Source organism: Corynebacterium auris (assembly GCF_030408575.1).
Taxonomy (GTDB): domain Bacteria; phylum Actinomycetota; class Actinomycetes; order Mycobacteriales; family Mycobacteriaceae; genus Corynebacterium; species Corynebacterium auris.
Genome location: NZ_CP047047.1, coordinates 1,590,178 through 1,608,541 on the forward strand (window position 1 = coordinate 1,590,178; position 18,364 = coordinate 1,608,541).

Annotated in this window: 20 protein-coding genes and 1 riboswitch; of the genes, 5 read left to right on the forward strand and 15 right to left on the reverse strand. The window is 67.1% G+C overall.

The genetic code is table 11. The features are described from left to right. Positions 1–30 precede the first annotated feature (30 nt). A complete protein-coding gene (locus CAURIS_RS07590; RefSeq protein WP_290341439.1) occupies positions 31–444 on the reverse strand; it encodes an SAV_6107 family HEPN domain-containing protein in 414 nt (137 codons plus the stop codon). Between the two features lie 174 nt (positions 445–618). Here CAURIS_RS07590 and CAURIS_RS07595 point away from each other — a divergent pair, with 174 nt between their 5' ends. From CAURIS_RS07595 to CAURIS_RS07605, 3 genes are read left to right on the forward strand one after another with little or no spacing between them, the layout of a single operon-like run. Further along, positions 619–1,221 (forward strand): GNAT family N-acetyltransferase, encoded by a 603-nt coding sequence (locus tag CAURIS_RS07595; protein ID WP_290341440.1) that lies wholly within the window; start codon positions 619–621, stop codon positions 1,219–1,221. Between the two features lie 49 nt (positions 1,222–1,270). Continuing rightward, positions 1,271–2,380 (forward strand): polyprenyl synthetase family protein, encoded by a 1,110-nt coding sequence (locus tag CAURIS_RS07600; protein ID WP_290341441.1) that lies wholly within the window; start codon positions 1,271–1,273, stop codon positions 2,378–2,380. Further along, positions 2,373–3,914 carry an alpha-(1->6)-mannopyranosyltransferase A gene (locus CAURIS_RS07605; protein WP_290341442.1) on the forward strand — a complete coding sequence of 514 codons (1,542 nt, stop codon included), beginning with the start codon at positions 2,373–2,375 and terminating at the stop codon, positions 3,912–3,914. Before CAURIS_RS07600 ends, CAURIS_RS07605 begins: the two co-directional genes overlap by 8 nt. Here the strand turns inward: CAURIS_RS07605 and CAURIS_RS07610 are convergent. Next, complete coding sequence (locus CAURIS_RS07610; RefSeq protein WP_290341443.1) at positions 3,817–4,206, reverse strand: Rv2175c family DNA-binding protein; 390 nt, start codon at positions 4,204–4,206, stop codon at positions 3,817–3,819. The genes CAURIS_RS07605 and CAURIS_RS07610 overlap by 98 nt on opposite strands. A gap of 56 nt (positions 4,207–4,262) precedes the next feature. Between CAURIS_RS07610 and CAURIS_RS07615 the strand changes: the two genes are divergently transcribed. Continuing rightward, positions 4,263–5,504: a protein kinase domain-containing protein gene (locus tag CAURIS_RS07615; RefSeq protein ID WP_290341444.1), complete on the forward strand. Its 1,242-nt coding sequence runs from the start codon at positions 4,263–4,265 to the stop codon at positions 5,502–5,504. Between the two features lie 12 nt (positions 5,505–5,516). On the opposite strand, the gene CAURIS_RS07620 is transcribed toward CAURIS_RS07615, so the two are convergent. From CAURIS_RS07620 to ctaE, 12 genes are all read right to left on the reverse strand, one after another. Then, positions 5,517–6,905: a class II 3-deoxy-7-phosphoheptulonate synthase gene (locus tag CAURIS_RS07620; RefSeq protein ID WP_290341445.1), complete on the reverse strand. Its 1,389-nt coding sequence runs from the start codon at positions 6,903–6,905 to the stop codon at positions 5,517–5,519. A 69-nt stretch (positions 6,906–6,974) separates the two neighbouring features. Next, positions 6,975–7,496, reverse strand: a complete 522-nt coding sequence (locus tag CAURIS_RS07625) for a polyadenylate-specific 3'-exoribonuclease AS (protein ID WP_290341446.1) — start codon at positions 7,494–7,496, stop codon at positions 6,975–6,977. A 1-nt stretch (position 7,497) separates the two neighbouring features. Continuing rightward, on the reverse strand, positions 7,498–7,737 hold the full coding sequence (locus CAURIS_RS07630) for a hypothetical protein (protein WP_290341447.1): 240 nt from the start codon (positions 7,735–7,737) through the stop codon (positions 7,498–7,500). A gap of 26 nt (positions 7,738–7,763) precedes the next feature. Beyond that, on the reverse strand, positions 7,764–8,501 hold the full coding sequence (locus CAURIS_RS07635) for a lysophospholipid acyltransferase family protein (protein WP_290341449.1): 738 nt from the start codon (positions 8,499–8,501) through the stop codon (positions 7,764–7,766). Beyond that, on the reverse strand, positions 8,498–9,481 hold the full coding sequence (locus CAURIS_RS07640) for an ROK family protein (RefSeq protein ID WP_290341451.1): 984 nt from the start codon (positions 9,479–9,481) through the stop codon (positions 8,498–8,500). Before CAURIS_RS07640 ends, CAURIS_RS07635 begins: the two co-directional genes overlap by 4 nt. Before the next feature lie 23 nt (positions 9,482–9,504). Beyond that, positions 9,505–10,656, reverse strand: coding sequence for a glycosyltransferase family 4 protein (locus CAURIS_RS07645; protein ID WP_290341452.1), 1,152 nt, complete (start codon positions 10,654–10,656; stop codon positions 9,505–9,507). Further along, positions 10,656–11,687: a C40 family peptidase gene (locus CAURIS_RS07650; RefSeq protein WP_290341453.1), complete on the reverse strand. Its 1,032-nt coding sequence runs from the start codon at positions 11,685–11,687 to the stop codon at positions 10,656–10,658. Before CAURIS_RS07650 ends, CAURIS_RS07645 begins: the two co-directional genes overlap by 1 nt. 208 nt (positions 11,688–11,895) lie before the next feature. Next, positions 11,896–12,531 (reverse strand): C40 family peptidase, encoded by a 636-nt coding sequence (locus CAURIS_RS07655; protein ID WP_290341454.1) that lies wholly within the window; start codon positions 12,529–12,531, stop codon positions 11,896–11,898. Positions 12,532–12,540: 9 nt separating this feature from the next. Beyond that, a riboswitch (cyclic di-AMP (ydaO/yuaA leader) is annotated at positions 12,541–12,718 on the reverse strand. A gap of 343 nt (positions 12,719–13,061) precedes the next feature. Then, positions 13,062–14,678: a cytochrome bc1 complex cytochrome b subunit gene (gene qcrB, locus CAURIS_RS07660; protein WP_290341455.1), complete on the reverse strand. Its 1,617-nt coding sequence runs from the start codon at positions 14,676–14,678 to the stop codon at positions 13,062–13,064. Next, a complete protein-coding gene (gene qcrA, locus CAURIS_RS07665) occupies positions 14,678–15,901 on the reverse strand; it encodes a cytochrome bc1 complex Rieske iron-sulfur subunit (protein ID WP_290341456.1) in 1,224 nt (407 codons plus the stop codon). The genes qcrB and qcrA overlap by 1 nt, the downstream gene beginning before the upstream one ends. After that, complete coding sequence (gene qcrC / locus CAURIS_RS07670; RefSeq protein WP_290341457.1) at positions 15,898–16,746, reverse strand: cytochrome bc1 complex diheme cytochrome c subunit; 849 nt, start codon at positions 16,744–16,746, stop codon at positions 15,898–15,900. The genes qcrA and qcrC overlap by 4 nt, the downstream gene beginning before the upstream one ends. Positions 16,747–16,826: 80 nt before the next feature. Next, positions 16,827–17,447: an aa3-type cytochrome oxidase subunit III gene (ctaE, locus tag CAURIS_RS07675; protein ID WP_290341458.1), complete on the reverse strand. Its 621-nt coding sequence runs from the start codon at positions 17,445–17,447 to the stop codon at positions 16,827–16,829. On the opposite strand from ctaE, the gene CAURIS_RS07680 reads away from it, so the two are divergent. Beyond that, positions 17,356–17,721 (forward strand): hypothetical protein, encoded by a 366-nt coding sequence (locus CAURIS_RS07680; RefSeq protein ID WP_290343400.1) that lies wholly within the window; start codon positions 17,356–17,358, stop codon positions 17,719–17,721. The two genes, ctaE and CAURIS_RS07680, sit on opposite strands and share 92 nt — an antisense overlap. A 205-nt stretch (positions 17,722–17,926) precedes the next feature. On the opposite strand, the gene ctaF is transcribed toward CAURIS_RS07680, so the two are convergent. Then, on the reverse strand, positions 17,927–18,358 hold the full coding sequence (gene ctaF / locus CAURIS_RS07685) for an aa3-type cytochrome oxidase subunit IV (protein ID WP_290341460.1): 432 nt from the start codon (positions 18,356–18,358) through the stop codon (positions 17,927–17,929). Between the last annotated feature and the right edge of the window lie 6 nt (positions 18,359–18,364).

The window sequence follows — 18,364 nt, forward strand, 5'->3', positions numbered from 1 at the left end:
CACTGCCGAATGTTCCCCGCCCACAAACCACTACGCCACCAGCATTGCACCAGGTTGCGCCGCCGCGTAGAAATCCTCCACGGCCTCGAGAAACTGACGCACGAGCGACGGCGCCGGAGCGTCCGCGATTCCGGAGGCCACCCGGGCACGCAGCGCAGAATACGCGGAGAGGCGCCGCGCCCACGCCTGGCCGAACTCCCCGGTAAGCGCGAGCTTTTCCCACGCACTGCTGGGCAGGCGCTTGCGCTTGCGCAAGGCTGGAGAATCGGCGCAGACCGCACCCGCGACCCGCAGGGCGGCGCGGTAGCCGTACTCGAGGGCGAGATCATCGGCCCCGCGGGAGGCCTCGGCCCGCGCCCGCACAAGCAGCTCGTCCGCCGCAGCGAAGAACCGGCCGCTCTTGGCCACTCCAGATCGCGTGGTTGCCGAAATGATGCTGCTCATCGCTTCCTCCATTCCATGTGTTCACCATGTGTTCGTGCCCGCCTGACCCAAACGATGACTTCACGTTAAAACCCATGTTCTACACCACCCCCCTCGCATATCGAACACCTGTTCTATTGTCGTATTCGGGGGAAACACGCCCGGCGGGGAACCCGGCGTGGTTCGATGGGGGCTATGAACTACTCGATCCGCCGGCTCTCCGGCCAGGAGTTCGCCTTGCTTGCCCCCACGCTGGTGGACATTTACATCGCCGCAATGGGCTACCCCGCTTCGATCCGGCGCCAGCGCATCGACGTGTGGAGGGGCGACACCACCTGTCCCGGTTTCACCGGGGTCATCGCCGTCAAAGAGTGCGTCGACGAGAGCGTCACCGGGAACTCACAGCCGGAGCGCGTCGTCGGGGTGGCCTACGGGTTTTTCGGCACCCGCGGGCGGTGGTGGGACCAGCAGCTCATTCGCGGGCTAAAGCAGGCGGGCGCCCTGAACGCCAGCGCGGCGACGATGCTCGACGACTACTTCGAGGTCGCCGAGGTACACGTCGAGGCCGCCTGCCAGGGCCAGGGCATCGGGCACCGTCTTCTCGCCGAGCTTTTGCGCGGGGTGCCCTCCAGCTGGGCGCTTCTGTCGACCCCCGAGGTGGCGCAGGAGCGCAACGCCGCCTTCGGCCTCTACCGCAAGCTTGGTTTCGGCGACGTTCTGCGCGACTTCATCTATACGGGGGATAGCCGCCCCTTCGCCGTGCTGGGCCGCAGGCTGCCCCTCGACGGGCCGGGGTAACCTGTTAGGCGTCAACCGCTTCACACCCCGCCGTATGTAAGGAGCCCCGGTGAGCCCCTCCCCCACCCCGTTCGATCCCGGCCTCCCCCTCGCGGACGTCCCGGGAGCGGTAGAGCGGGAGCTCCGGGCCTTCTTCGAGCGCCGCCTCGCGGAGGTCGACGCCATCGGGGCGCCGGTGGTTACGGCCGCGCTTCACCTCAGCGACTTCGTCCTCAGCGGCGGCAAGCGGATCCGTCCGCTGTACGGGTGGGCCGGCTTCGTCGGCGGTGGCGGCCTCGAACGTAGCGCGGAGGACCCGAAGCGGGTTCTCCGAGCGGTGAGCGCGCTGGAGCTGATCCAGGCGTGCGCCCTCATCCACGACGACATCATCGACTCTTCCGATACCCGCCGGGGGCGCCCGACGGTCCACCGGGCCGTCGAGGCGGAGCACCGAGCCCGCGACATGGGCGGAAACGCCGCGGAGTTCGGCCGCAATGTCGCGATCCTCGCCGGAGACCTCGCCTTGGTGTGGGCCGACGACATGTGGCGCGAATCCGGCGTCAGCCCGGACGCTCTCGCCCGTGCGCAGGACCCGTGGCGGGGCATGCGCACGGAGGTGCTCGGGGGTCAGCTGCTCGACATCACCCTCGAAGCCACCGGCGACGAGTCCATTGAGCTGGCGAACAAAGTCAACAGGTTTAAGACGGCCGCCTACACCATCGAGCGGCCCCTCCACCTCGGCGCCGCCGTGGCCGGGGCCCCCGCCGCCACCATCGAAGCCTTCCGCGGCTACGGCCGCGATATCGGCATCGCCTTCCAGCTTCGCGACGACCTCCTCGGCGTCTTCGGTGATTCCGCCGTCACCGGCAAACCCGCCGGCGACGACCTCCGCGAGGGAAAACGCACGGTTCTGCTCTCCCTCGCCCTCGAGGCGCTGGATCGCTCCGACCCCGCCGCCGCCGCCGAGCTGCGCGCCGGCGTCGGCTCAGCCACGGACCCGAGTGAGATCGATCGTCTGAGCTCGATCATTCGCGTCAGTGGCGCCGTTGAGGGCGTCGAAAAGCAGATTGCGGAGCTGACCACCTCGGGCCTTGCCCACCTCGAAAAAGCGGGGGTGACCGGCCCCGTGGCCGAGACCCTTCGTGAGCTGGCAATCAGGTCAACAGCCCGCCGTGCGTAGCCCGCTTCTTCTGGGGACGATCGCCACAGCGCTCGTCGCGCTTGGCTCCTACGGCGCCGGCGCCACGCGCACGCGCGGCGGTGTCATGCGTGAGCTCGGCCTCGGCCACCTCACCTTCGGCCACGGCCGGGCCCTGTCCGACATCACTTTGACCTGCGGAATCGTCCTGCTGATCGCCGCGTGGGTCCTACTCGGCCACGAGCTGACGCGCGGCCGCGCGGGCTTAGCCACCACCCGACGCGCCACGCTGGCTTGGTCCGCGCCCCTGCTGTTGTCCGCCCCGATCCTCTCCCGCGACGTGTACTCCTACCTCATGCAGGGAGCAATGCTTCGCGACGGCTTCGACCCGTACACGGAGGGCGCCGCCGTCAACCCCGGCCCCTACCTGCTGGAGGTCTCCCACGACTGGCGCAACACGACGACCCCGTACGGGCCGCTGCACCTGGGGATCGGCAAGCTCATCACCACCGTCGTCGGTGACAACGTCAGCGCCGGGATCGTGGCCTACAAGCTACTCAGCCTCGTCGGCTTCGCCCTGATCGCCTACTCCGTGCCACGCCTCGCGCGGCGGATCGGGGGCAACCCCACCCTCGCTGTCTGGCTCGGTGTGACCAACCCCCTCATGCTCCTACACCTTCTCGGCGGCATGCACAACGAGTCCGTGATGGTCGGGCTCGTGTGCTGTGGCCTCTACCTCTGCGCCGGCGCCCGGTTCTTCACGCCCGGCATCGCCCTCATCGGGCTGGCGGTCTCCCTCAAGGCCACCGCGGCGATTGCGCTGCCCTTCGTCGTGTGGATGATGTACCACCGCTACCGCTCGTCCAGCGCCGGCCTGTGGGCCCGGGTGGGCGTTTTCCTCGCCGTCGGCGCGTGGTCGGTGGCGGTCTCCTTCGCCGTGGTGAACCTCATCACAGTGGTGACCGGTTCCTCGTGGGGCTGGGTGGCGGAAATCTCCGGGAACTCGAAGGTGGTCAACCCCCTGGCCGGGCCCACCCTGGCGGCAGACCTGGCCACCCCCTTCATCCAGCTTTTCGACGAAAACTTCCCCTACAACACGGCACTCGCGCTGACGCGAGCGGCGGGGACAGTACTCATGCTCGCGGGGCTCGTGGCCACATGGGTGGTGTTCCGGCCCCGCGGGAAGGCCACGAACCGCCGCGCCATCATGGGCGCGACCCTCGCCTACGCCGTCGCCTTTGTCACCAACGCCGTGACCCTGCCGTGGTACTACGCCTCGGTGCTGTCCACGGCGGGGACGTTTCACCCCCCGGTGCTGGCCAAAAAGCTTCTCGTCTTCGCCTCCGTCTTCGTCGGCCTCGCTTTTACGGGCGGGGGAAACCACCGTCTCTACGAGCTATGGTTCGTTCTCCTCGCCGCAGCCGCCGGATGGGCGGCGGCGGTGTGGGTCTACCCCAAAGCGCCGGACGTGACCACTCCTAGAAGGCCATCGCCTGGGCGCGGCGAATCACCTCGCGGGCACCGTGACCGTGCAGCGCGTCTACCGGGCGGCCCGGCAGGGAGTCGTCCTCGGTGAAGAGGTACGCGAGGATCTCCTCGTCGTCGTAGCCGCCGTCGTGCAAAACCGTGATGGCGCCCGAAACGAACTTGGAGGTCTCCCCTTCCTCGCCGAGGAGGACACGGGGGACGTATTTCACGCCGTCGCGGCGGTACATGAGCAGTTTGTGGGCCCCGACGAGGTCGTGGATGCGGGTCACCGGGACGCCGAGATACTCGGCGACCTCGGGGAGGGTGAGCAGGGGTTCGTCGGCAAGCAATGCGTCGAGCCCGGGTCCTGCCGGGGACGCGGAAGAATCTGCGTAACTCACGCCACCATCGTACCCGCGTTGGCGTGCCGGTCTGGGTGTCGGCCATACTGGACGCCATGACCACGCTCGGAGTCGGAGACCTTCTGGATGACCGCTACGCCATCGACCGGCCGATCGCCCGCGGCGGGATGTCTACCGTTTACCGCTGCGTGGACACCCGCCTCAACCGCGAGGTCGCGGCGAAGGTGATGGACGAGCGCTACGTCAACGACCACGTCTTCCGCGACCGCTTCCGCCGCGAGGCCGAGGCCATGGCGCAGCTGACCCACCCCAACCTGGTGACCGTCTACGACTATTCCTCCGGCGACGAATCCGGCCAAGTGTTCCTTGTCATGGAGCTCATCACCGGCGGCACTCTGCGCGAGCTGCTCGCCGAGCGCGGCCCCATGCCGCCCCACGCCGCAACCGCGGTCATGCGCGAGACCCTCACCGGGCTTGCGGCGGCGCATACGAAGGGGATGGTGCACCGCGACATCAAGCCCGACAACATCCTCATCAACAGCGACCACGCAGTAAAGCTGGCCGATTTCGGCCTCGTTCGCGCCGCCGCCGACTCCACCCACTCCACGGACCAGATCGTCGGCACCGTCTCCTACCTCTCGCCCGAGCAAGTCGACGGCAGCCCGATTACACAGGCTTCCGACGTCTACTCGGCGGGCGTCGTCCTTTTCGAGCTGCTCACCGGCACCACCCCGTTTAGCGGCGACACCCCGCTCGCGCACGCCTACGCGCGGCTGCACGGCGACGTCCCCGCGCCCTCCACCAGGATTGAGGGGGTGCCCATGCTTTTCGACGAGCTCGTCGCCACCGCCACCGCCCGCAACCCCCGCGAACGTTTCCTCGACGCCGGCGAGTTCCTCGCCGCGCTCGACGACGTCGCCTCCGAGCTCGACCTGCCGCACTACGTCGTCCCCGTCCCAACGAACTCCGCCGCCAACCGGGCCGCGGCACACCCGACATCCCTCACGGCTTCGCCCGCCGAGCCGCCTACCCGCACCTACGAGCAACGGCTCTTCCCCACCCCGGACGCACCCGCTCAGGAGTTCCGCGCCGTCGACCCCGCGAACGAGGCGCCCACGCGGGTTGCGCCAGCGGTGCCCGACCGCCCAGCACCCCCGGAGGCCCCGGCGCCGCGCCTCGCTCCCCCGAAACCCGTCAGCAACCGCTCCGGGTTCGTCTTCGCGGTGTTCCTTCTCATCTCGGCCGCCGCCATCGGAGCCGTCCTCGTCGGGGCCTGGTGGTTCGGCTCGGGGCTCTACGACCAGCTGCCGAACCTGATCGCCAGCTACGCGTGGTAGCCGGTTAGCCCGTTAGTAGCGCAGCATCTCGGCGACGAGGAACGCCAGCTCGAGTGCCTGCTCGGTGTTCAGGCGCGGGTCGCAGGCTGACTCGTAGCGGCCCGGCAGGTCAACGTCGGTAATGTCCTGGGCTCCGCCGAGGCACTCGGTGACGTTTTCGCCGGTCAGCTCGATGTGGATGCCGCCGGGATGGGTGCCCAGGCGGCGGTGAACCTCGAAGAAGCCCTGGACCTCGTCGATGATCTTGTCAAAGTGGCGCGTCTTGTACCCGTTCGACGCGGTGAAGGTGTTCCCGTGCATCGGGTCGGACTGCCAGACAACCTTGTGCCCGGATGCTTCGACGGCGCTGATCAGCGGCGGGAGGTTGGTGCGCACGTTTTCGTGCCCCATGCGGATCACCATGGTCAACCGCCCCGGCTCGAAGTTCGGATCCAGCTTGTCCGCGTAGGCGACGGCCTCCTCCGGCGTCGCCGAGGGGCCGAGCTTGATTCCGACCGGGTTGTTGATCAAGGCGGCGAAGTTGACGTGGAAGTCCTCCAGCCCGCGGGTGCGCTCGCCGATCCACAGCTGGTGGGCCGACAGGTCGTAGAGCTTGGTCTCGCCCTGACCATCCTCGGCGAGGCGCAGCATGGCGCGCTCGTAGTCGACGAGCAGGGCCTCGTGGGTGGCGTAGATCTCCGCGGTGCGCAGCTGGTCGTCGTTGACGCCGCAGGCGCTCATGAAGGCGAGCGAGCGCGAAATCTCCTTCGCCAGCGCCTCGTAGCGCGCCCCAGCCGGAGAGTTGGCCACGAACTGCCGGTTCCAGTCATGGATGTTGTGCAGGTCCGCGGTGCCGGAGGCGGCCAGAGCCCGCACGAGGTTCATCGCCGCGGAGGAGTTGGCGTACGCGCGGACCATGCGGGCCGGGTCGTGGCGGCGCGCCTCGGCCGTCGGCTCGACGCCGTTGACGATGTCGCCGCGGTAGTTCGGCAGACCGTTGGCGTCGAGATCGGAAGAACGCGGCTTGGCGTACTGGCCGGCAATGCGCCCCGCCTTGATCACGGGAACGGACGCGCCGTAGGTGAGCACTGCCGCCATCTGCAGCAGAGTGCGCACGTTGGCGCGGATGTGGGGTTCGGTGTTGGACTCGAAGGTTTCGGCGCAGTCCCCGCCCTGCAACAGGAAGGCTTTGCCGAGTGCAACGTCGGCAAGCTGCTGCTTCATGGCTTCTACCTCGGGGGCGAGGACCACGGGCGGGACCGACTCGAGGATCTTGCGCACGGCGCTCGCTTCGTGCTCGTCCCAGGTGGGTTGCTGCTTGGCGTCGCGGGCGATGACGTCCTGGAACTTCTCGTTCAGGTCTCCGGGCAGCGGCGGAAGATCCGGCAGAACACTCTTCGGGATATCGATAGTCCAACTCACCCCTATATTTCTATCACGCCCGGAGCAGGGCGGATACCGCAGGGCTGCGAAATCTTCCGGATTGCGGAATCAGTGTCCCGTTGGGTGGGCGGCTCTGCCCTTCTTGTCCAGCGGGAGCGCCCGGGCGCATGCCTCGAACTTCGCCCTGTTGTGGCGGGCGTCGACGAGGGCGTCGTGTACCCCCTCGGGCGCCGGGGGAAGCTGGGGGCGCCCCGCCATCTCCCAGTACTGCTTCAACTCGCGGGTGAACCGGGGCAGCTGCCGCGGCAGCCCCGCCATGTCCCCCCAGAGCTGGGCGAGGACCACGTGGTCGTAGGCCCCCACCCACGCCCACAGCTCCGGCGCGGAGCCGGAGGAGGTGAGAAACTCCAGCACCTCGTCGCGGATGGCGCGCGCTGGTTTCCACGCCATGCTGTGCGGGTTCGGCAGCTTATCCAGGACGTTCTTGCGCACCCACTGGTTCGCCCGGGTGGCGTCGAAGTCCGTCGACACCGCGTAGTATTCGCGCCCATCTTCGGCGACGATGCCGATAGAGACGAGCTCTATGGTGTGCCCGTCCTCGATGAACTCGGTGTCGTAGAAGTAGCGCACCCTAGCTGCTCCGCGCCGGCTCGTCGACCTCTGTTTGGCCCCCTGTTTGGACCCCGGTTTGGGCCGCCTCGTCGGCATCGTCGTCCTCGTCATCGTGGCGCGGCCAGAACATGACGGCTGCGATGCCGAGCACCGCCACTGGCCCCACCACGTTGACGTAGAAGCCTGTCTGAGAAGCGACGAGGAATGCCACGATAAACGCGGCGGCCAAGACAATACGCGTAACGAGATCCCGATCCATGAACCCGATCCTAATTCAGCCCTAATTCAGCGCTGCTTCGGCTCTGCACCCGCGGGGTAGCCCCGTCCCTCCTCGAGGGACTTCTTCACGTCCGCAGCGTAGACATCCACGTACTCGTAGCCGGACAGATCCGCCAACTGCTGCATCACGAAATCGGTGAAGGGGCGCATCACCTCGCGCGAGGCAGGATCAAAACCGTTCTCCCGAGCCCACGCGTGGGGGTCAATCGCCTGCCCGATCTTCATGCGGACCCTGCGCGGCCGGGGAATCACCGTACCGATCGGGTTGGCGTTGCGCGTCCCGATCATCGCTGCGGGCACCACTGGTGCGCCGGTTTCCATGGCGATGCGCGCCATGCCCGTCTTGCCCTTGTAGACGCGCCCGTCGGGCGAGCGCGTGCCCTCCGGGTAGATGCCGAAAAGCTTGCCCTCGCTAAGCACGCGCTTGGCCGCGGTGACAAGCGCCTCGCCCGCGCCCGAATCGGAGCGGTCGATGGGGATCTGTCCCACAGAGGAAAAGAAAAACCGCTGGATGGCCCCGCCCACGCCGGGAGAGGTGAAGTACTCCTTCTTCGCCGGGAAGGTCAGCTGCCGCCACACCATGAGGGGCAGGTAGAAGGAATCCATAACAGCCTGGTGGTTCGACACAATAATCGCGGGCCCGGTCCGGGGGATGTTCTCGTTGCCCTGAATTGTCGGGCGGTTCCACAGATAAAGCGGCGGGCCAAGTGTCGCTTTGAAAAACACGTACCACTTGTTCGTCATCCCTGCAGTCCCCTTTCCCGGGCCAAATCAGCGACCCCGATCATACCCGCGTCGGCGCCGAGCTCCGCGCACACAACGCGCGCCGCGGGGCGATAACCCGCCCCGACGATACCGTGGGCAAACTCCTCGCGCGCGTCGTCGAGGAAGAGGTCGGCGTCCCGGCTGACCCCTCCGCCCAAGACGATCAGCTCGGGATCGAGCACGTCCGCTACGATCGACAGCCCCTTCCCGAGCCAGCGGGAAAAGTCGGCGACAGCGGCCACCCCAAGCGCGTCTCCCGCCCGCGCCGCCCTCATCACGTCGCGGCCGTCGGCGCGCTTATCCACGACTTTGCGGTACAAAGCGCTGCCCTTGAAGCCGCCCTGGCCCGCAACCTCCAGCGCCGTGTCCACCAGGGCGGTGCCCGAGGCGTAACGCTCGAGGCACCCCTGTTTCCCGCAGGAGCACACCCTCCCGCCCGGGACGACCGTGAGGTGACCGAATTCCGGCGCAGTGCCGAAGGAGCCGCGGTAGATCTCGCCGCCGTGCATGAGCGTGGCGCCGATGCCCGTGCCCACGGCGAAAAACACCCAGGTCCGCGCCTCGCGCGCGGCGCCGAAGCGGTACTCGCCCCACGCCGCGGAGTTCGCATCGTGTTCGAGGCGCACGGGAAGCCCCATCGCGTCCTCGAGCTCCGCACGCACGGGGCGGTTATCCCGCCACGGAAGGTGGGGGGCGAAGCGCACGATCTCGCACTCCGGGTCGAGGAAGGCGGCGACAGCTGCGCCCACGGCGCCGATCTCGTAGTCCGCCTGCAGCTCCTCGACGATGCAGGCGATCGTCCGCACCAGCTCCGCCTCCGTGTGCGCGGTGCGGGCCTCGCGCCGCGCCACGATGCGACCCGCCGCGTCGACCGCTCCGGCCCTGACGTTCGTCCCTCCGATGTCGAAGCCGACAGTCAGCGCCCCCGCGTTGCGCGGGTGGTCGGGGTTTCGTGACATAGGCACCGAGTTTAGCCCTCGGTTCATTCCTCCCCGTTGATAACCCGGAACAAGCGGTCTCCGAGCTCGCCGCGCCCAAAGTGCTTTTCGACGAAGCCCGGGCCCGCCTCACCCATCTTCACGCGCCTGGCCTCGTAGCCCAGAAGCGAGGCCACCGCGTCGGCCAGTGCGGCGGTGTCGCGGCCGTTAACCACGACCCCGCTGTCGGGCCCCACGGCCTCCGGCGCTCCGCCGGAATCACCGGCCACGACCGGCACGCCGCACGCCTGGGCCTCGAGGTACACGATCCCCAGCCCCTCTGTGTCGAGGCCCCAGCCCCGGGTGCGCGCGGGCATGGCGAAGACATCCGCGGCCGCAATGACGTCGCGCAGCCGCTCGCTGTCCACAGCGCCGGTGAAGGTGACGGCAGCTCGGTGCTCCGGGGCGAGCTGCTCCGCGAGGCGGTGCAGGCGCCGTCCATACGGGCCGGACCCGACAATGGCGAGGTGTGTGCCGTCGACAAGCGAGCGAATGCGTGGCAACGCCCTGATGAGCTGGTCCTGCCCCTTGCGAGCGACGAGGCGGGAGGCGCACACGACGAGCGGCGCCCGGCCCACCCCGAGCTCAGCTCGGGCCGCCGCGATGCGGTCGGGCGGTATCGGGCGGAAGAAATCCGTATCGAGTGCGGAGGGCACGGCGACAAAGCGCGGGTGCGGCCCGAGCGCGCGACCGAAGCGCGAGAGCGTGTAGCGCGAAATGTAGGTGACCACGTCCGCGCGATCGCCGATGCGGCGCAGCGCCTGGCGGGCTCCGGGCAGCATGGACCAGCCGACCTCATGGCCGTGCGTCGTGGCCACCACCCGGCTCGCCCCGGCCTCGCGGGCGGCCGCACCCAGCAGCGCCAGCGGGGCGGCCGCGCCGAACCAGACGGTGTCGATGTCGCGCTCGCGGATGATGCGCTGCATCTCGCGGCGCACGGCCGGGGTGGGGAGCATCACCGATCGCGGCCAGCGGATCACCTCGTAGCCGCAGGCCGCGTCCCACAGGCGGGCCGCCTCCGCGTCCTGCGTGGAGGCAAAGACGACGAGCCCGTCCTGTCCGGCCCGCTCGACCAGTGCGGCGGCGTAATCCCTCAAATACGACTGAATCCCGCCCACAGTGGGCGGGAAGTCGTTGGTAACCAGCAGCGTGCGCATCAGTAGCGCACGGCGCCCTGGACTGGCATGGAGTTCAGCGGCACGACCTGGACGGGGATGCCGTAGTCGGAGGCGTGCACGACCTGGCCGTTGCCGATGTACATGCCCACGTGCGTCACACCCGGGTAGTAGCCGATGATGTCCCCCGGCTGCAGCTGGGACACCGGTACCGGGGTGCCGCCGGCGAGCTGCGCCTGCGAGGTCCGCGGAATCGACTTGCCGTTCTGGCTGTAGGCCCACACCATCAGGCCGGAGCAGTCGAAGGCGGAGGGGCCGGCGGCCCCCCAGCCGTAGGGCTTGCCCACCTGTGCCAGGGCGGCACCGACGACGCCCTCGCCGGCGCCCGGCAGAAGATCAGGCACCTCGATCGGGTTGTTCTTGTTTTCCCAGCGGGCGCGCTGCTCCGGGTTCAGGGCGTTGATCCGCTCTTCGACCTGGCTCACCTTCTCGTCGAGCTCGTCGCGCTCGCGCTCCAGCTTCGCGCGCTTGGAGTCAAGCTGGTTGCGCTGGAACTCGGCCTCGGCCACAGCGATGTTCGCCGCCGTGGCGCGCTCGGCGGCCTCGTCGTTCGCCTGCCGCAGGGCGTCGAGGGTGCGGTCCGCGTTGCGGGAAACCGCACCGAGGTATGCCGCGCGGTCGATGAACGCCTGGGGGTTGTCCGCCCCCAGGCTGGTGATGATGGTGTCCGCCGTGCTGGTCCGGTTCGCAGACGCTGCGATGGTGTCAAAGGCCTCCCGCTTGGACTCGCGGGCGGCGATCGCTTCCTCCGCCTCGGTCCGGGTCCGCTCCACCCGGTCGCGCAGCTCGCCGAGGCGGCCCTCCGCGCTCGCGATCTCGTCCTCAATGCTCTTGAGTTCTTCGCTCTTTCCGGTGGCCTCCTGCGAGAGGGTTTCCACCTCGTCGATCAGAGCGTCCACGTCGTCGGCCCGGGCTGACACGGCCACGGAGCTGACGACGGTGGCCCCGAGAGCGAAGGCGGACACCGTGGCGCGTGCGGCGCTGTGGCGGGGTCGGAGGGAATGCTTGCCCACTGAGTCCTCTTTCACATCCTGGGCCGTCGCGGTTCGTCGCGTTGATACGGCACCATCTTTACAAAACCGTTATCTCAATATAGTCCATTCTCGGCGGGAATCAAGTGACCATAAAAAACCGCTTTGACCAGCCAAAAATGGCGAAACCCGCCCAGCCGGACATCCGGGGGCGGGTGGAGCGCCTCGAGCTAGAAGCGCCTAGAAGCGCCTAGAAGCGCACAGCCGAGTGAACCGGCATCATGTGCAGCGGACGCTCCCCGACCGGGGTGCCGCTGTTGAGCGCGTCGATGATCTTGCCGTTGCCCGCGTAGATGGCAACGTGGGAGGCGCCGCCGTAGTACGCGACGATGTCACCCGGCTGCAGCTGGTCCAGCGGGACCGGGGTGCCCGCGGAGGCCTGAGCCTGGGAGGTGCGGGGGATCGCCTTGCCCGCCTGAGCGTAGACCCAGGAGGTGAAGCCGGAGCAGTCGAAGGCGTCGGGGCCGGAGGCACCGTAGACGTAGGGAGCGCCGATCTTGGTGCGCGCAATCTCAACGATGCGCTCGCCCGGGGTTTTTGCGCTCGCCGCCGGGGCGGGAGCGGACGCGGGGTTCGCCGAAGCCGGAGCGTTGTAGTTCGCCGTGCCCTGCTCGGCCAGGGAGGGGATCCACTGGGTCACGCCGGGGATCTTCTCGATGTGGGGGACGTTCTCGATCCCCTGGACCTCGACCGAGTAGTTCGTGTTCGGGATCCGCACCTCGGCGGCGTTCGCGGCAGGGCTCAGCAGGGCCGCACCCGCGGCGACGGCGGTCGCGGTAGCGAGGTTGCGGGTCACGGTCTTGTTCTGGCGGCGGTGTTTAGCCACTGACTTTCTCCATATCATCTCAGTCGCCTACCGGGTTAGCTGTCGGGTTGGGCCTGAGAGTCGGCCCTGGTGCACTCCGCGGCGATCTACCGCCGCCCTTGCGCCCCATTCACCCCAGGGAGTGGCCTCGTGGCCGTCGTGGTTCCCCGGCTCCCGCCCTTCGAGCGGGATTCGGCTATATGTCCTTGTGCGAATCGCGTCCGACTATGTCGTCGCAATGTCTCGGTAAGATTACGAAACGGATACGGCTCTTGTCCAACGCGACACCCGTTATCGCACCGTTATTTTGCCGCAGGGCCATTTCGCCGTAGAAAGTTGCCCGGTTCCCGCCGCGAGTCCAGCTCGCTTACCGACGCCAAAAAGGCGCCCTGAACACGCCATACGCACGCTCGCACGGGCACCTCACAGTTGGGTCGTGCCGGGCCGCCCGCCCACTACAGGCCGTATAGTGATTTACCTCACATCACGAAAAGATCACGAAAAAACCCCTCCCCGGCACCGGGGAAGGGCACTTTCTTAAGGCGCTCGCCTTAGGTGGCGTTGCGGTCGGAGGAACCCTTGGTCTCCTCCAGAGCGCGTACGGTTTCGGTCTCCTCGTGGTGCCGGCGACCCTCCGCGTCGCGGACGCGCTCCGTGACATCCAGCTCGCGGGAGCTGAAGGTCCCGAGGGTCTCGGCGTCGGAGTAGCCGAGCTCGTTGAGCTGCTTCGGCACACGCGCGCCGGCGTACTCCAGCGGCACGGGGTGGCCTTCCTCGTCCACCGGGCCGAGCGGCTGGTGAATCTCGACGAAGGCGCCGTTCGGCAGCTTCTTGATCACACCAGTCTCGATGCCGTGCTCCAGCACCTCACGGTCGGAGCGCTGCAGGCCCACGCAGATGCGGTAGGTGATGAAGTAGGCCAGCGGGGGCAGCACGATCAGGCCGATTCGGCCGAACCACGTCATGGCGTTCAGCGAGATCTCGAAGAAGTGGGCCACGTGGTCGTTACCGCCGGAGATGGTCAGCAGCAGGAAGAAGACGATGCCCATCACGCCGAGGCCCGTGCGCGTCGGCACGTCGCGGGGTCGCTGAAGCAGGTTGTGGTGGGCTTTGTCGCCGGTGACCTTCTGCTCGATGAAGGGGTAGGCGAACAGGAGGACGACCATGATGCCACACATCAGGGCGACCCAGAAGGCGCCCGGGATGGTGTAGTTGCCCAGATACAGCTCCCACGCGGGCATGACACGCGCAGCGCCGTCCGTCCACAACATGTACACGTCCGGCTGCGAACCAGCAGACACCTGTGAGGGGTTGTACGGCCCGATCGTCCAGATGCTGTTGATGGTGGTCAGGCCCGCCATGCCCGCGAGAACAGCGAAGACGATGAACATGTAGGCGATGGCCTTGACGGCGAACACCGGCAAAATGCGCACGCCCACGACGTTGTTCTCGGTACGGCCCGGCCCCGGGAACTGCGTGTGCTTCTGGAACCACACCAACAGCAGGTGGGCCGCGACCAGGGCAAGGATGATGCCCGGCAGGACCAGCACGTGCAGGATGTAGAAGCGGTCCAGCATCAGGTCGGACGGGAAGTCACCGCCGAAGATCGCCCAGTGCATCCAGGTGCCAACGATCGGGATACCGACGATGATGGCGGACATGATGCGCAGGCCCACGCCGGAGAGCAGATCGTCGGGCAGGGAGTAGCCGAGGAAGCCCTCGGCCATGCCGAGCAGGATGAGGGTGACGCCGATGACCCAGTTCGCCTCGCGCGGGCGGCGGAAGGCGCCGGTGAAGAAGATGCGCATCATGTGGGCGAACATCGCCATCATGAACATCAGTGCGGCCCAGTGGTGCATCTGGCGAACGAAAAGCCCGCCGCGCACGCCGAAGGAGATGTCCAGGGTGGTCGCGTACGCTCGCGACATCTCCACACCGTTGAGCGGGAGGTAGTCACCGTCGTAGATGACCTTGGTGATGGAGGGGTCAAAGAACAGCGCGAGGTAGATGCCCGTCAGCAGCAGCACGATGAAGCTGTAAAGCGCCACCTCGCCGAGCATGAAGGACCAGTGGGTCGGGAAGACCTTGTTCAACTGGGGCCGCAGGGCCCCGGAGATCGTGTAGCGCGAATCAACGTTGTCCGCGGCTTGTGCAAGTTTAGTGCTCATTAGGACTTACGCTCCCAGAATGCCGGGCCGACGGGCTCAATGAAGTTTCCGTTGGCAACGAGGTATCCGTCTTCGTCAATCGTCACAGGCAGCTGCGGCAGCGCGCGGGCGGCGGGCCCGAAGACCGGCTTTCCGTAGTGCAGCGCGTCGAACTGCGACTGGTGGCACGGGCACAGGATGCGGTTGGTCTGCGCCTCATAGAGCGAGGTGGGGCAACCGATGTGCGTGCAGATCTTGGAGTAGGCGTAGTAGTCGCCGTAGTGGAAGGACTCCTGGCCTTCGCGCTCGATGACCTTCGCCGCATCATCCGAGCGGAGGCGGATGAGCATGACGGCGTTGCGAGGGCCGTGGATGGAGTGCATGTGGTTTTCGTACACGTCGCGCTCCGCGTCGTACTCGACTCCGTCGTTGACGTCCTCCGGGTAGAGCGGGAAGACCGTCTCCATCGACGCCGCGGCGAGGTCCTCGGGGCGCATGCGCACCAGGCGGGACACGCCCGCCGTCGTGTAGTGCGACCCGCCGGCGCCTTCGTGCAGCTCAGCGATCGCGCCGGTGTCGCGGCCAAGGTAGATCTTCTGGCCCTGGTCCGCCAGCGTCCAGCCGTGGGTCCACAGGGTGCCGTCGCCCTCGTAGCCGAGCTCGTGGCGCGGGCGCCACGGGTCCTTGATCAGGCCGCCGAGCGGCGCGGCGATCATCAGGCCGCTCAGGATCGCCGAGGTGCCCAGCAGCCCCTTCAGCGCGGTGCGGCGGCCGAGGGTCGACGTCTGCCAGGCGTCGTTAAGCAATGCCGTCGTCGTGCGTCGATCGAGCTCGCTGGAGCGGCCGTCGTGACGGCGCTGCACCGAGATCTCTTCGGGGATGAACTTCTTCACGTACTGCACAGTCGCGATACCCAGCGAACCGAGCCCCAGCATGGAGGTCAGGCCGAGCAGCGGGGTGTACGCGTTGTAGATCGCCAGCCCCTCGTCGCCGTGGAAGCGCGGCTCCCACGGCCAGAACAGGTACACGGCGAGGAACGCGATCCCGGAAATCACCGAGATCGTCAGCCAGATACCGATGCCGCGCGCCGCCGCCTTCTCCCGCGGGTCGCCCTCGACCGGGTAGCGCTCCTTGCGGAACGCGACGGTGACGTCGTCGAGCTCCGTGCCAAGCGCCGCGAGCTCGGCGTTGTTCATCTTGTCCAACTCAGCGTCGGTGTAGTTCTTCTTCTCTTCGTTGCTCATGAGCGCGATCCAATCCAGATAGCAGCGGCGGCGACAAGGGTGATGCCGATGACCCACATGGCGATACCCTCGGAGACCGGTCCGAGGCCGCCGAGCGCGTAGCCCGCCGGGCTCGGGGTCTCCTTCGACGACTTGATGAAGGCGATAATGTCCTTCTTCTCATCCGCGGTGAGCTGGCGGTCCGAGAACTTGGGCATGTTCTGCGGGCCGGTCAGCATCGCCTGGTAGATCTCCTGCTCGTTCGCCGGGTCCAAGGTCGGCGCGTACTTGCCGGAGGACAGCGCGCCGCCGCGGCCGGTGAAGTTGTGGCAGGAAGCGCAGTTGAGGCGGAAGAGCTCGCCGCCGCGGGCGACGTCAGCCTCCTGGATCTGGCCGTCGTAGTTCTTCCCGCGCAGCGACTCCATCGCGACGGACCCGTCCGGGTCGTAGACGATCTCCGGGCCGCCACCGTTGGCGGCAACGTAGGCGGCCATGGCGAGCGCCTGGGCCTCCGTGTAACGCGGGCGCTTGCGCTCGGCCTGGGCGTCGTTGGACATCATCGGCATGCGACCGGAGTTGACCTGGAAGTAGACCGCACCTTCACCGGTACCGATGAGCGAGGGCCCGCGATCCTGCACGCCCTGCAGGTTCGCGCCGTGGCAGGTAATGCAGGCGCTCTCGTAGAGGTCCTTGCCCTCCTGGATGAGCGCTTGCTCGTCACGCTGGGCCGTAGCCACCTGCGCGTTGGGGGCAAGCGCCGTGGCTAGGAAACCGGCGCCGGTCAGGCCGAACGTCAGCGCGGCGGCGCCGGCGACGGTGCGCCGGATTTTGCGGCGGCTCCGCGTCTTCTTTGGGGTGTTTTCCATCTTCTTCCCTTTAGCGACTCGTGAGGAATATGCGAAACGACGACTATCGGTGGCTCAATGAGCCCCAGCGACCTCGCTCGTTACTGGACGAGGTAGAGCGTGACAAACACGCCGATCCAAATGACGTCGACGAAGTGCCAGTAGTAGGAGGTGGCCATCGCCGCGGTCGCCTGCGCCGGGGTGAACTTCGCCTTGGAGATGCGGAGGAGAATCACGCAGAAGGCGATGATGCCGGCTGTCACGTGCGCCATGTGGAAGCCCGTGATGATGTAGAACATCGAGCCGTACACACTGGCCTGCGGGGTCACGCCATTGAGCACCATCTCGGCCCACTCGAACGCCACGAGGCCGAGGAACACGACGCCAAGCGCGATGGTGACCCCGAACCACTTGCGAAGACCGAACACGTCACCACGCTCCGCCGCGAAGACCCCGAACTGCGAGGTCACGGAGGAGCTAATCAGGACGATGGTGATGACCAGGCCGAACAGCACGTTGAGGTGCTCGGTCTGGTGCTCCCAGTCCCCAGCGGTCATGCCGTTGGCGCGCGACGTGAAGTACATCGCGAACAGCCCGGCGAAGAACATCAACTCTTGGGCGAGGAACGCAATGGTGCCCACGCTGACCATGTTCGGCCGGTTCAGCATCGGGACACGCCCTTGCGGCGTCGCCATACCTTGGTTAGAAATTGCGGTCGTCACGCATGTCAGTATCGCCTTTTTTTACCTGGAAGTCATCTCAAACACCCCCGTCACCACGCTGACTTCACGCCAACAACCTGCCCTTTTGGCCCTAGCAGATAGCGCACAAAAATTTTTCCAAAACGCCGGGAACTTTTTTCACGCGCTTTACGACGTCCATCACCGCAGGTCACAACAGTCTCCGCGCAAACCTTTTTCGGGGCGCTTACTCACGGCCGCGATCCCTGGCCGCGCAGCGCGCACAGGTTGCTTTACGCCGACGGTTTTCCTGTGAGGAGAGTCACAGATAAATGCGCCCCGTTCCCCCTGGTTGCCAACTTTCGGTTGACCCCCTTCTTCGGCGCGGCCCTTCCGGAACACGGCACGCCGCGCCTGGGACACAGCGCCGGCTCCCCCCCCAGCACCGGCGGTGCACCGCCGCTAAGGCGCAGCAAAAAACCCGCCACCGGGCGCTGGTGGCGGGGTAAGGCGCGTGGGGCTTAGTGCTTCTCGCGCGGGATGCTGTACTGCATGTTCAACTGCGTGCCGGTCCAGATCAGCAGGACGGCGCCGATCGCAGCGAGCCACAGCTGCCAGAACGCGAGCCCAAGGCCGAGGAAGAACACGGCACCGGACATGGCGAAGGGCCAGATGGAGTGCGGGGAGAAGAAGCCGAGGACGCCAGCGCCGTCCTCGATCTCCGCCTCCTCCCAGTCCTCAGGCACGATGTCCATGCGACGCTCGGTGAAGTCGAGGTAAACGGCCATCATGAAGGACAGAGCCGTGGCGAGAATGAGCGCGACACCGCCGACCCACTCGACGCCGAAGAGGTAAGCGTCGTCGCCGATCCACGCCGTCGACATGATGTAGAAGACACCAATCAAGAGGAGGAAGGTGCCAATGGCGTAGAAGACTTTAGATCCAGTTCCCATTGTCCA

Bases quoted from the DNA above. Each gene is read 5' to 3' on its own strand.
- CAURIS_RS07590 (WP_290341439.1), bottom strand. From the start codon at position 444: ATGAGCAGCATCATTTCGGCAACCACGCGATCTGGAGTGGCCAAGAGC.
- CAURIS_RS07595 (WP_290341440.1), top strand. From the start codon at position 619: ATGAACTACTCGATCCGCCGGCTCTCCGGCCAGGAGTTCGCCTTGCTT.
- CAURIS_RS07615 (WP_290341444.1), top strand. From the start codon at position 4,263: ATGACCACGCTCGGAGTCGGAGACCTTCTGGATGACCGCTACGCCATC.
- CAURIS_RS07630 (WP_290341447.1), bottom strand. From the start codon at position 7,737: ATGGATCGGGATCTCGTTACGCGTATTGTCTTGGCCGCCGCGTTTATC.
- CAURIS_RS07635 (WP_290341449.1), bottom strand. From the start codon at position 8,501: ATGACGAACAAGTGGTACGTGTTTTTCAAAGCGACACTTGGCCCGCCG.
- CAURIS_RS07640 (WP_290341451.1), bottom strand. From the start codon at position 9,481: ATGTCACGAAACCCCGACCACCCGCGCAACGCGGGGGCGCTGACTGTC.
- CAURIS_RS07645 (WP_290341452.1), bottom strand. From the start codon at position 10,656: ATGCGCACGCTGCTGGTTACCAACGACTTCCCGCCCACTGTGGGCGGG.
- qcrB (WP_290341455.1), bottom strand. From the start codon at position 14,678: ATGAGCACTAAACTTGCACAAGCCGCGGACAACGTTGATTCGCGCTAC.
- qcrA (WP_290341456.1), bottom strand. From the start codon at position 15,901: ATGAGCAACGAAGAGAAGAAGAACTACACCGACGCTGAGTTGGACAAG.
- qcrC (WP_290341457.1), bottom strand. From the start codon at position 16,746: ATGGAAAACACCCCAAAGAAGACGCGGAGCCGCCGCAAAATCCGGCGC.
- CAURIS_RS07680 (WP_290343400.1), top strand. From the start codon at position 17,356: ATGGTGCCCACGCTGACCATGTTCGGCCGGTTCAGCATCGGGACACGC.
- ctaF (WP_290341460.1), bottom strand. From the start codon at position 18,358: ATGGGAACTGGATCTAAAGTCTTCTACGCCATTGGCACCTTCCTCCTC.